Origin of the sequence: Brachybacterium muris, from assembly GCF_016907455.1 — a bacterium.
Taxonomy (GTDB): Bacteria; Actinomycetota; Actinomycetes; order Actinomycetales; family Dermabacteraceae; genus Brachybacterium; species Brachybacterium muris.
In genome coordinates this window covers 1897553-1910230 of record NZ_JAFBCB010000001.1, presented here as the reverse complement: position 1 = coordinate 1910230, position 12678 = coordinate 1897553, and the positions used below count along the sequence as shown (strand labels likewise).

General features: G+C 71.1%; 8 protein-coding genes. 3 read left to right on the top strand and 5 right to left on the bottom strand.

Features of this window, described 5'->3' with window-relative positions; all coding sequences use genetic code 11:
• Position 1: 1 nt before the first annotated feature.
• A complete protein-coding gene (mutM, locus tag JOD52_RS08825; RefSeq protein WP_204409540.1) occupies positions 2 to 988 on the top strand; it encodes a bifunctional DNA-formamidopyrimidine glycosylase/DNA-(apurinic or apyrimidinic site) lyase in 987 nt (328 codons plus the stop codon).
• A gap of 32 nt (positions 989 to 1020) precedes the next feature.
• Positions 1021 to 1608, top strand: a complete 588-nt coding sequence (locus tag JOD52_RS08820; RefSeq protein WP_204411608.1) for a response regulator — start codon at positions 1021 to 1023, stop codon at positions 1606 to 1608.
• An 8-nt stretch (positions 1609 to 1616) separates the two neighbouring features.
• Here JOD52_RS08820 and JOD52_RS08815 read toward each other — a convergent pair whose 3' ends face one another.
• From JOD52_RS08815 to JOD52_RS08795, 5 genes are read right to left on the bottom strand one after another with little or no spacing between them, the layout of a single operon-like run.
• Positions 1617 to 2765, bottom strand: coding sequence for a sensor histidine kinase (locus JOD52_RS08815; RefSeq protein WP_204409539.1), 1149 nt, complete (start codon positions 2763 to 2765; stop codon positions 1617 to 1619).
• Positions 2762 to 4543: a thiol reductant ABC exporter subunit CydC gene (cydC, locus tag JOD52_RS08810; RefSeq protein WP_204409538.1), complete on the bottom strand. Its 1782-nt coding sequence runs from the start codon at positions 4541 to 4543 to the stop codon at positions 2762 to 2764. Before cydC ends, JOD52_RS08815 begins: the two co-directional genes overlap by 4 nt.
• The gene (gene cydD, locus JOD52_RS08805; protein ID WP_204409537.1) at positions 4540 to 6270 is read right to left on the bottom strand and encodes a thiol reductant ABC exporter subunit CydD; all 1731 of its coding nucleotides are present in this window, start codon (positions 6268 to 6270) and stop codon (positions 4540 to 4542) included. The genes cydC and cydD overlap by 4 nt, the downstream gene beginning before the upstream one ends.
• Positions 6271 to 6328: 58 nt before the next feature.
• Complete coding sequence (gene cydB / locus JOD52_RS08800) at positions 6329 to 7429, bottom strand: cytochrome d ubiquinol oxidase subunit II (protein WP_204409536.1); 1101 nt, start codon at positions 7427 to 7429, stop codon at positions 6329 to 6331.
• An 18-nt stretch (positions 7430 to 7447) separates the two neighbouring features.
• The gene (locus JOD52_RS08795; protein ID WP_204409535.1) at positions 7448 to 9004 is read right to left on the bottom strand and encodes a cytochrome ubiquinol oxidase subunit I; all 1557 of its coding nucleotides are present in this window, start codon (positions 9002 to 9004) and stop codon (positions 7448 to 7450) included.
• Positions 9005 to 9485: 481 nt separating this feature from the next.
• On the opposite strand from JOD52_RS08795, the gene JOD52_RS08790 reads away from it, so the two are divergent.
• Positions 9486 to 12662 carry an Rne/Rng family ribonuclease gene (locus tag JOD52_RS08790; protein ID WP_204409534.1) on the top strand — a complete coding sequence of 1059 codons (3177 nt, stop codon included), beginning with the start codon at positions 9486 to 9488 and terminating at the stop codon, positions 12660 to 12662.
• The last annotated feature ends 16 nt before the right edge of the window (positions 12663 to 12678 follow it).

Sequence of the window (12678 nt, the reverse complement as noted above, 5' to 3'; positions counted from 1 at the left end):
CGTGCCCGAACTGCCCGAGGTGGAGGTGGTGCGGCGCGGGCTGCTGCCCCACACCATCGGCCGTACCGTCCAGCGCGTCGAGGTGCTGGACCCGCGGATCCTGCGCCGCCAGGTGGGCGGCGCGGACCGCCTGCGCGAGGCCGTGGAGGGCAATCGGCTCACCGCCCTGGTGCGGCGCGGCAAGTTCCTGTGGTGGCGTCTGGACGAGTCCGGCGCCGACGTCGGCCAGGCCCTGGTGACCCACCTGGGAATGAGCGGCCAGTGGCGCGTGCGTCAGAACTCGACCGCGACCGTGCTGCCCCCTGCCGATTCGGAGGGCCCGGCCCCCGATCCGCGGCGCCACCGCCGCGTCACCCTCCACCTGGACTCCGGCAGCGCGATCGACCTGATCGACCAGCGCATCTTCGGCGGCCTGTGGACCAGTCCTCTCATCGAGGCATCCGACGGCGCCCTCGCCGGGGCGGGAAGCCCCGACCACCTGCTGCCCGCCGACGCCGCCGGCATCGCCCGGGACCTGCTGGACCCCGCCGCGGACCTCCCCGCCATCGCCCGCTCCATCCGCTCCCGCCGCAGTGCGATCAAGACGCTGCTGCTGGCGCAGGACCTGGTCAGCGGCATCGGCAACATCTACGCCGACGAGGCCCTGTGGGCGGCCCGCACCCGCTTCGACACCCCCGGCAGTGCACTCACCCAGCGGCGCACCCTCGCGATCCTCCGCGCCGCTCAGGACGTGATGGAGCGGGCCCTGGAGCACGGAGGAACCAGCTTCGATGCCCTCTACGTCAACGTCGACGGTCGCAGCGGATACTTCGCGCGCTCCCTCCACGCGTACGGACGGGCAGGCGAACCATGTACGCGGTGCGGTAAGTTGATCCGGCGGACTGTGCATCAGGGACGATCGAGTCATCATTGCCCCGGATGCCAGCGCCCACCCACAGCAGTCGGCCGTCCCTCGGCGACGGCACGATCCAGGAAGGACCCTCAGTGACATCGAGCGATGAGCACGGCCCGATCCGCGTGATGCTGGTGGACGACCACGAGGTGGTGCGGCGCGGCATCGTCACCGCGATCGATTCGAGCGCTGCCCTCACCGTGGTGGGCGAGGCGTCCTCCGTGGTCGAGGCCACGCGCCGGCTGCCCGCGATCCGCCCCGACGTCCTGGTGGTGGACCTGCAGCTGCCCGACGGCACCGGCATCGACGTGATGCGTGCGGCCCGTGAGCTGAACCCTGAGCAGGACATGCTGGTGCTCACCAGCTTCGACGACGACGCGGCCCTCAGGGAGTCCCGCGCCGCCGGTGCTGCCGGGCTGATCCTGAAGTCGGCCCGCTCCAAGGACATCGTCAGCGCCATCGAGACGGTCCACGGTGGCGGCACCGTGTGGGCCAATGGCAGCGCCGAGGACGAGCCGGAGCTGTCCGAGTCCGACCGTCGCATCGTGGAGCTGATCGGTGACGGCCACTCCAACCGGGAGATCGCCGAGCAGATCGGCATCGCCGAGAAGACGGTCAAGAACCGCGTCACCGTGATCCTGCAGACCCTCGGCATGCAGCGCCGCACCCAGGTGGCCGCCATGGTCGCCGCCCGCCGCCGCGCCGGCTGGAAGTGACCGTCTGATCACTGCGGGGGCAGCGTCACCCGCCACGAGATCATGGTGCCCGGCTCCAGGTTGAACGCGTCCACCCACCCGGAGTGACGCCGTGCCCGGCTGGACATGTTGGCCAGGCCGCTGCGGCGGGTCACCGTGGGGTCGATCCCCCGGCCGTTGTCCGAGACGTTCACCTGCACCACCCGGTCCACACCCTCGTTGAACACGCTCACCGAGACCGCCACGGCACTGGCGTGCGCATGACGCGCGGCATTGGCCAGGCACTCACGGACGACCGCGACGACGTCCTCCGCGATCTCACCGGGCAGTTCGGCATCCAGCGGGGAGGGGTGGGGAGGCAGGCGCAGCGTGGGCACGAAGCCCAGCCCGGCCGTGGCCAGCCCCGCCTCGTGCCGCAGTCGCTCCGACAGGGTGGCCTCGCTGCGCTCTCGGCGCAGGGACTGCACGATCTGACGGATCTGCGCCACAGCGTTCTCCACGCCCTGCACGGAGGTGGCCACCGAGCTGCGGATCCGTGAGTTGGTGAGCCCCTCCCCGGGGGAGGCGAGAGCATCCGTGAGGGCCTCCAGTTCCATGCCGACGGCGAACAGCTCCTGGATGGCGAGGTCGTGGAGATCGCGGGCGATCCTGCTGCGCTCGTCGTCGACCTCCCCGGTGCCCAGGGTGGGGGCTCGCAGTGCCAGGGCGATCAGCCCCGCCAGCGCATCGAGTCGCTCCCGGTCCGCGATGGTGAACGCGAGATCCTGATGTTCGTCCGAACGGATCACGGCGAGGAATCCGTAGCCGTGCTCGGCGGCGTCCACGATGGCCAGCAGGGCGCGTGCCGGCTCGGGCGCGTCCTCGGGCAGCCGCAGGGAGCCGATGGTCTCCAGCGCGTCGTCGTCCCCGGCTGCCAGTGCCCGACCGGGGGCGCTCTGCGGGTCGATGAGCAGCCCCAGCAGCTCTGCGGCCTCCGGGCCCTCGGCCATCTCGACCGTCCAGGTGCCCGATTCCAGCGGCATCACCAGCACCGCGGTGCCGGGTGCGAGGTCCGTGCGGGACGAGGCCACCAGCAGCTCCAACAGGTCCTCGGTGTCACCGCCGGCCAGGACCGCACTGGCGAGGTCCTGCACCCGGGGACGGTCCGCGCGGGCGGGGGGCTGCAGGTCCTTGGTCATCGGTCCTCCTGGGTCTCGGTGCGGCCACGGGCAGTGCGGGGGCAGTCGAGAGCGGTACGTGCACCGGGCTCGATGCGGAGCACGGGGGTGGTGGTCGGGATCGCCTCGGTGCGGTGGGTGACCACCACGACGGTGGTGCCCGTCGGCACCAGCGACTCGTCACCGGGGGTGAGCAGGGAGCACAGCAGAGCATCGCCACGGGCGGTGTCCAGGTGCTCGGTGGGTTCGTCCAGCAGCAGCACGCCGCGGCCCCGGATCACCGCACGGGCCAACAGCAGCCGACGGCGTTCGCCCCCGGAGACGGTGGTGCCGTCCGGACCCAGCAGGGTGTCCAGGCCGCGGGGCAGCTGCGCCACCCAGTCGTCCAGGCCCACGGCGGCAAGCGCGTGCAGGGCGGTGTCGTCGTCCAGGTCCCCCCGCACCACGCGCAGGTTCTCCCGCAGGCTGGTGGCGAACACGTGGGCGTCCTCGGCGAACATCGTGACCCTCTCGCGCACCGCGTGGGGCGGCAGGGAGGCGATGTCGGTGCCGTCCAGCTGCACCGAGCCGGACAGGGGCGACAGCAGCCCCGCGAGGGTGGCCAGCAGGGTGGACTTCCCGCTGCCGGAGGCCCCGACGACCGCGAGGCGGGAGCCGGGAGCCAGGTCCAGTTCCAGGTTCCGCACGCGCGGGGCGTCCGGGGTCCAGCCGGCGGTGAGGCACACGGTGCGCAGGTGCGCCGCCCTCGCGGGTGCGGGCTGCTCGGCAGGGGCCGTGGCGCTGTTGACCCCCATCGCGTCCCCGGGGCCCACCACCGCGTCCAGCCGCACGGCGGCGGCCCGGGAGCGGGCGTACTGGGCAGCGGCCGCGGGCAGGGCCGTGGCCGCCTCGAAGGACGACAGCGGCAGCAGGAGCAGCACGCCGATCTGACCGGCGGAGGCTCCGCCGTCCAGCCACGCGCTGCCGGCGGCGAGCAGCGATCCCAGCACCGCCAGCACCATGGAGGCGGGCACCGCGGCCGAGGCCACGGCGCCGGGCAGGGCGGCCCGGTCGATCGCCGCGTCGTGCGCGGTCTGCTCCTGGGTCAAGGCCTCCAGGGCGTCGTCCAGGCGGCCGTCCATCCGCAGGCTGGTGGCGTCGTCCAGGATCTCCAGGGCGCTCGCGGAGACCTGGGAGCGGGTGGTCACCACCGCGTCCTGGGAGATGCGGGAGGCGCGGTAGGCGGCCAGCGGGGCCAGCACCGAGGCCAGCACCAGGGACGCGGCCATGGTCAGGCCCGCCAGTATCGACATCGGCATGATGGTGGCCAGCACCACCGCGAACATGACCACCGAGACGATGCCGGGCACGATCGCCTTGATGACGTGGTCGGCGAGCTCCTGGGCGTCGTCGCCGATGCGGGCCAGCAGGTCGCCGCGGCGCAGGCGGGTCAGGGCGTCGTCGGTGCGGGAGGCCAGGGCGGTGAAGAGGTTCGTGCGCAGGGAGACCACGCCCCGCAGGGCCACGGAGTGGGTGGTCATGCGGTCCAGCCAGCGGAACACGCCGCGTGCCACGCCCAGGGCCCGCACCATCACCACGGCCACGGTGAGGTCCAGCACCGGCGGCATGGTCCAGGCGCGGGTCACCAGGTAGGCGGAGACCGCGGCCAGGGCGAAGGCAACGGCGAGGGTCGCGCAGGCGGTGAGCACGGCGGTGGCCAGGCGCGCCCGGGGGATCTCCAGCGCATGCTCGGCGCGCCGCAGGGCGATGTCCGGCGAGGTGGCGGCGTCCGGGGACGCAGGGGTGCGCTGGGTGGTCATGATGCGTGCACCTCGGCCACGTCGTCGGCGATGTCCACCAGGCGGGAGCGGTGCGCGATCACCAGCACGGTGCGGCCCTGGGAGCGCAGGTCGGCGATGAGGTCCAGCACCACCTGCTCGGTGGCGCCGTCCAGGTGCGCGGTGGGCTCGTCCAGCACCACCAGGGGAGCGGGGGAGAGCATCGCGCGGGCCAGGGACAGTCGCTGGCGTTCCCCCAGCGAGATGCCGGCTCCGGCGCGGCCGAGGTCCGCGTCCCAGCCGCGCTCGGTGATCACGGGGTCCAGCCCGGCCACGGAGGCGGCGTGCTCGATCTCGGTCTCGGTGGCGTCGGGGCGGGTCGAGGTGAGCACGGAGCGGATGGTGCCCGGGGGGAGCACGGGCCGCTGGGGGAGCAGTGCCACCTGGTCCCACAGGGAGCGACGGCGGAGCTCGCGCACGTCGGTGGTGGTGCCGTCGGCGGCGATCACCTCGGCGCGGCCCTCGTCGGGCTCCAGGAGGCCCAGCAGCACCTGCACGGCGGTGGTCTTTCCGGAGCCGGAGGCACCGGTCAGGGCCAGCACCCGGCCGGGCCTGATGGTGACGTCGGCCAGGTGCGGTGCCAGGCCGTCCCGGGAGTGCACGGTCACCCCGCGCAGAGCGAGGGTGGCGGTGCGCAGGTCCGGGGCCTCGACGGTGCCGTCGGGGGCCACGGGCTCATCGAGCACCTCGAAGGAGGCGGTCACCGCGGCCAGGCCGTCGGTGGAGGAGTGGTACTGGGAGCCCACGTTGCGCAGCGGCTGGTACACCTCCGGGGCCAGCACCAGCACCGCGAGTGCCGGCGCCAGGTCCATGTGCCCGTACACCAGGCGCATGCCGATGCTCACCGCGATCAGCGCCACGCACAGGGTGGCCAGCAGCTCCAGCACCATCCCCGAGAGGAAGGCGTACTTCAGCGAGCCCATGGTGGAGGCGCGATGCCTGTCACCGAGACTGCGCACCACCTTCTCCGGGCCCTTCTCCCGGCCGAGGGCCCGCAGGGTGGGCAGGCCGTCCACCAGGTCCAGCATCTGCGCCCACATGGTGCGCATGTCTGCCAGCAGCTTCTCGGAGCGGCCCACCGTCAGCTTGCCCACCAGGATCATGAACAGGGGGATCAGCGGCAGGGTGAACAGGGCGATCAGGGCGCTGGTGAGGTCCAGCAGGCCGATGGTGACCAGGCACAGCGGGGTCACGGTGAGGCTCAGCAGCAGCTGCGGGACGTAGCCCACCAGGTAGGGGCGGAGGTTCTCCACGCCGGTGGTGGCCAGGGCCGTGAGGTCCGCGCCGCGGCCGGCGGAGCCCCTCGGTCCCAGGCGGGCTGCGTGGGACACGATCCGGGAGCGCAGCTGGGCGATCGCATCGGTGGCGGCCCGGTGCGCGGTGCGCTGCTCCACCAGCACCGCCGCCGCCCTGACCACCAGTGCCAGGGCCAGCAGTCCCAGCAGCAGGGGGGCGGACTGGGGGAGCCGGCGGTGCACCAGCAGCTCCGCGCCGAGGTGCCCGATCACCAGGGCCGTGACGATCACGCAGGCGGCCTGGACCAGGCCCAGCGCCGCCGTGCGTGCCACGTGCATGCGGGCCGCCCGCACCTCGCGCACCAGTCGCGGGTCCAGGGGCGCCCGGGAGGCGCGACGGGCGGGTGCGGGAACGGACGCGCCCACCGTCCCCGCGGCGGGCGGGGAGGGCGGGCGCGAGATCGAGGTGGTCATTGAGGACAGTCTGTCAGGGAGCGGGGGGTCCCGGCGTGCCGAGGGTCCCCCCGAGCTCTCAGCTCTCCGCGCGGGGCCGAGGAGCGTCCTGGTCGAAGGCCTCTCGGTAGGCGTCGCGTGCGCGCTCGGTCAGGCTGGGCGGCTGGGGGTCGTCCTCGCTGCCGATGCGGTGGCGGAACACCCGGATGGCCCAGAACTGATAGGCCAGCACGATCGGCATGAACACCACCACGGCGATGGTCATCACCAGCAGCGTGTGCTCGCTCGAGGAGGCGCCCGCGACCGTGAGCGAGTTGGCGGCATCGTTAGTGGCCGGCAGCACGTACGGGAACAGGCCACCGAACAGCGTCACACCCGCCCCTCCGATCGCCGTCAGGGAGGCCATGAAGGCCGCGCCCTCCCGGCGCATCCGGTTCAGCACTGCCACCGCCACCAGGGCCACCGCCGCCACCAGCAAGGGCAGCCAGGTGAGGGCAGAGTTGGAGTAGGCCAGCTGGTACCAGATCAGGAACACCGCACCGGCGATGATGGTGGGCCAGACCAGCATCCCGGCCAGACGGTTCGCTCCCGCCCGCAGCTCACCCACCGTGCGCAGAGTGAGGTACAAGGTGCCGTGCAGCCAGAACAGCAGCACGAACACCACCCCACCCAGCAGGCCGAACGGGTTCAGCAGACCCAGCAGCGACGTGGTCACCCAGCTGTTGGGATCGATCGCGACGCCCTTGACGATGTTGGCGAAGGCCACGCCCCACAGCAGCGCCGGCAGGAAGCCGGAGAGGATGTGGACCCAGTCCCAGGTTCGGGTCCAGGTGGGGCTGTCGTGCTTGGCGCGGTACTTGAAGGCGCACACCCGCACGATCAGCATCACCAGGAGCAGCAGCAGCGCCAGGTAGAAGCCGGAGAACAGGGAGGCGTACCACTCCGGGAAAGCGGCGAAGATCGAAGCGCCGGCAACGATCATCCACACCTGGTTGCCGTCCCAGATCGGGGCGATGGTCGAGATGATGGTGCCGCGACGTTCGGTGTCCCCCTTGCCCAGGGCGAGGACGTTCATCTCCACCCCGAAGTCGAAACCCTCCAGCAGGAAGTAGCCCAGGAAGAAGAAGGCGATCAGCGCGAACCACAGCGTCTGCAGCAAGGTCGGATCGATCATGTCCATGACAGTCCTTGTCCCTTCTCAGTACCCGAAGGAGATGGCCGGGGTGTCGAGCTCGTCGGTCTGCTCGTCACGCTGCGGGATGGGGATGCCCTTGAGGGCGGCCTTGCGCATCAGGTAGAACCACACCACGGCGAGCACCCCGTACAGCAGGGTGAAGGTCACCAGGGAGGTGAGCACCATCCAGCCGGGGTTGGAGGAGACGCCCTGGATAGTCATCAGGCGCACCGTCGGGTCCAGCGGGTTGGGGTGGACCACCCAGGGCTGTCGGCCCATCTCGGTGAACACCCAGCCGGCGGAGTTGGCCAGGAACGGCATCGGGATCGCCAGCACCGTGAACCAGGCGAAGGCCTTGGAGCCGGTGGTGCGGGCGTTCTCACCCTTGCCACGGGTGACCCACAGCGCCCAGAAGGCCACGATGGCGCTGAACGCGGCCAGGCCGATCATCAGGCGGAAGGACCAGTAGGTGACGAACAGGTTGGGGCGGTAGTCGGCCTCGACCTCGTTGCCGAAGATGTCGGTGGTGGTCTCGCCGAACTGCTCCTTGTACTGGGCGTTGAGGTCGTCCACGCCCTGCAGGGTGGCGTTCGGATCATAGGTGGCCAGGATCGAGGTGACGTAAGGGACCTCGATCAGGTGGGTCACGCTGTCGCAGTCGGCCGCGAACGCGTCCGGGCCGCCCACGGTGAGGATGGAGAACGGCGCACCGGACTGGGTCTCGCACAGCGCCTCGGCCGAGGCCATCTTCATCGGCTGCTGCTCGAACATGATCTTGGCCTGGAAATCGCCGGAGACCACCAGCACCACGGCCGAGATGAACATGGCCACCACGCCGAAGCGCACGGCGGGACGGAACACGTTGCGGCTCATGAGGTTGTGCTCGGCACCGTCCACGGAGTCCAGACCCAGCTGGCGGGCCTTGTTGTGGTGGCGCACCATGTGCCAGCCGGCCACGCCGGTGACGAAGGCGGAGGCCACCAGCCAGGCACCGGAGATCACGTGGGGGAACGCCGCCAGCGTGGTGACGTTGGTGAGGACCGAGAGGATGGAGCCCTGGGAGGGGTCGAGCTCGGCGCGACCGGTCTCGGGGTTCAGCATGGCGCCCACAGGATGCTGCATGAAGGAGTTCGCGGCGATGATGAAGTACGCCGAGAGCATGGTGCCGATCGCCACCATCCAGATGGTGAGCAGGTGGATCTTCTCGGGCAGCTTGTTCCAGCCGAAGATCCACAGCCCCAGGAACACCGACTCCAGGAAGAACGCCAGCAGGCCTTCGAGGGCCAGGGGTGCGCCGAACACGTCACCGACGTAGCGGGCGTACTCGGACCAGTTCATCCCGAACTGGAACTCCTGGACGATGCCGGTGGCGATGCCGATGCCGAAGTTGACGATCAGCATCGAGCCGAAGAACTTGGTCAGGCGGGTCCAGGCGTCCTTGCGGACGGGGTCCTTGGACCGCACGGCGACGGTCTGCATCATCGCCACCAGCAGCGACAGACCGATCGTGAGTGGTACGAAGATGAAGTGGTACACGGTGGTGATTCCGAACTGCCACCGTGCCAGGTCGAGGGCTTCCATGGATCCTCCCGGGGGAACGACACGCTGTCACGAAAGTACGACCGGGCGGTGAGGCTGCGGGGGACCATCGTCCCGGGAGCTCCGCCGTTGCGGCAGTTATCAGGCTGCTGCCAGTCTTCGACCAGTCTCCCACCTGTGGGCCGCGAGCACAGCACATTGCGGTGCAGGTGCTCACGATGCGTGTGCCGGAACGGGCCGCGCGCGTGTGTCGCGGGGCATGTCGCCATGCTCCTGCAGGACTCGCTGTGCCATACTGACCGAGGCGCTCTCCTGCCCCGTACCGGGTGGGGGAACCTCCCGGCGTTGTTGCGTCGGAGCACCGGGAACGCGAATTCACGCGACCGAGTCGGCTCCCGCGATCAGCATCGCAGCGCTCCCTCCGAGGAGCAGCGCGGCGGCGAGGGCCAAAGACTTCCGTCCCCAGGGACGATGACCACATAGGACCCAGGGTGCGCTGGATCCTCCAGGAGGAGACGGCCACATGGCTGACAGCACCGACGATCTCGACACCACCTCGACCGAGGAAACCCCCTCGGAGCCCACGACGCGCCGGCGCCGCCGCGCGGCGGGCGCGCCCGCCGGGGCCCCGGCCCCCGTGATCACCCCTGAGACCACCACGGACGCGCCCGTGTTCCGCACCGTGGTCCCGGAGCAGCCGGGCGTGGATGCTGAGCACGCCGCTGCGGCCAGCACCACGAAGCGTCCCCGTCGGCGTGCCGGCGCCCCCGCCGGGGCCCCGATGATCCCCGCCTTCGAACCGCCCGCCCCCGCTGCCGAGGAGCCCGCCCCGGCCGCGAAGGAGCAGACGGAGTCCGGCACCGACGCCACTGCACCGATCGCTGCGGACGAGGACGGCGACAGTCCCGTCGCGAACGATCTGCGCGCCCTGGCCAGCACCCGCGGCGGCAGCGGCACCGAGCAGCAGGACGAGGACGACCGGGCCCGCCGCGAGCAGGCCCAGCAGGACTTCGCCTCGCTGCTGTTCCAGGCGCCCGCCCCCGCCCAGCCCCGCACCACCGTCGGCCCGCGGGACGCCCCCGTGGGAGAGGTCGACCTCTCCTTCGACGCCGGCAGCGATACCGACCAGGATCAGGACCAGGACCAGGACGACACCGAGGGCGAGGAGGTGACGGAGGACAAGCCCCGCCGTCGCACCCGTTCGCGGCGTCGCGGTGAGTCGCGCTCCTCCCGCAGCAAGGACGACGACGCCTCCGCCGATGAGGACAGCAACGACGAGGACGCCGATTCTTCGGGCTCCGAGGACTCCGAGGACGACGAGAGCCGTGGGGACTCCGGCAGCTCGCGCCGTCGCCGTCGCCGTGGCGGTCGCGGCCGCCGTGGCCGCGGCCGTGGTGACGACGACCGCTCCGGCAACGACGACGGCGAGAAGGACTCGACCGAGGACTCCGAGCACTCCGGCGGCGCCTCGGACGACGACGATCACGACTCGCGGGAGGAGTCCGAGGACGACAAGGACTCCGGTGACGGCTCCTCCAGCTCGTCCAGCTCGCGTCGGCGCCGCCGTCGGCGTCGTTCCGGCTCCGGTGACGGCGATGTGAGCTCCCCGGACGACCCGCCCAACACCGTGGTCAAGGTGCGCGAGGGCCGGGACGAGGTGAAGTCCGTCAAGGGCTCCACCCGTCTGGAGGCCAAGCGCCAGCGCCGCCGCGAGGGTCGCGATGCCGGCCGCCGCCGCAGTGTGATCACCGAGGCCGAGTTCCTGGCTCGCCGCGAGTCCGTCAAGCGCTCCATGGTGGTGCGCGAGCGCGCCGGCAGCACCCAGATCGCCGTCCTGGAGGACGACGTGCTGGTGGAGCACTACGTCGCGCAGAAGTCGCAGACCTCCATGGTGGGCAACGTGTACCTGGGCAAGGTGCAGAACGTGCTGCCGTCGATGGAGGCATCGTTCGTGGACATCGGCAAGGGACGCAACGCCGTCCTGTACGCCGGTGAGGTCAACTGGGACGCCGCGGGCCTGGAGGGTCAGCCCCGCCGCATCGAGCTCGCCCTGAAGAGCGGCGACTCTGTGCTGGTGCAGGTCACCAAGGACCCGATCGGCCACAAGGGCGCCCGCCTGACCAGCCAGATCTCCCTGCCCGGTCGCTACCTGGTGTTCGTGCCCGGCGGTTCGATGACCGGCATCTCCCGCAAGCTGCCCGACACCGAGCGCGCACGGCTGAAGAAGATCATGCGCCAGCTGATCCCCGAGGATGCGGGCGTCATCGTGCGCACCGCCGCCGAGGGGGCCAGCGAGGAGGAGCTCACCCGCGACGTGGAGCGCCTGCGCGCTCAGTGGGAGAGGATCCAGAAGGCCCAGAAGTCGAAGTCGGCACCCGCGGCGCTGTCCCAGGAGCCCGACATCGCCATCAAGGTGGTGCGCGACGTCTTCAACGAGGACTTCACCTCGCTGATCGTCGAGGGCAGCAAGGTCCACGACGACGTGCACGAGTACGTCTCCTCCGTGGCACCGGACCTGCTGGAGCGTCTGACCCGTCACGTGGGCCCTGAGGACGTGTTCGCCAAGCACCGCATCGACGAGCAGCTGCTGAAGGCGATGGACCGCAAGGTGTACCTGCCCTCGGGCGGCTCCCTGGTGATCGACCGTACCGAGGCCATGACCGTGGTGGACGTCAACACCGGCAAGTTCACCGGCTCCGGCGGCTCGCTGGAGGAGACGGTGACCCGCAACAACCTGGAGGCCGCCGAGGAGATCGTGCGGCAGCTGCGTCTGCGGGACATCGGCGGCATCATCGTCATCGACTTCATCGACATGGTGCTGGAGTCCAACCGTGACCTCGTGCTGCGCCGCCTGGTGGAGTGCCTGGGCCGTGACCGCACCAAGCACCAGGTCGCCGAGGTGACCTCGCTGGGCCTGGTCCAGATGACCCGCAAGCGCGTGGGTCAGGGCCTGGTGGAGACCTTCTCCGCCACCTGTGAGCACTGCAACGGCCGCGGCCTGATCGTGGACGTCGAGGGCGCCAACCACGCCCACACCAACGGCCATGGCAACAACGGTGGCGGGAACAGCAACGGCAGTGGGAACGGCGGCGGCTCCGGTGAGGAGACCTCGCGGTCCTCCCGTCGCCGCGGTGGCCGCAAGTCCCGCACCGCCGAGGCCAAGGAGGCCGTGGGCGAGTTGCTGGATCCGCAGTCCGCCGATGTGCACCGCCTGCGCGAGGACGAGAACTCCCGGGCCCTGGCCCGCGCCACCATCGCCTCCATCGCTGCGGCCTCCGGCCACCAGGCGAACCCCGAGGTGACGGTGGACGGCCAGCTCGTCTCCGTCGAGTCCTCGCAGAACGATCCGTCCGAGACGAAGGAGCAAGCTGTGACCGAGCAACCCCAGGACACTGAGCAGTCGCAGCAGTCCGAGCAGCCCCAGCAGCCTCAGCAGGGCGGCGCTTCCGAGCAGACCGCGCCCGTGGCCGGCCCCGAGGGTGACGCGTCCGCGCAGCAGCTCGAGCAGCCTGAACAGGCTGATCGCGTCGAGGAGTCCGCCCCCTCTGCCGGCCCCGAGGGCGCCGACGGGCAGGGTGCAGCGGAGGAGGCCCCCGTGGCCGAGTCCCGCATCGAGCCCGGGGACGCTGCCGAGGGTCGTATCGACCCCTCCGAGGCGCAGACGGACTCCGTCGAGGGCACTCCCACCCCCGAAGGGTGATGAGTTCCACAGCGTT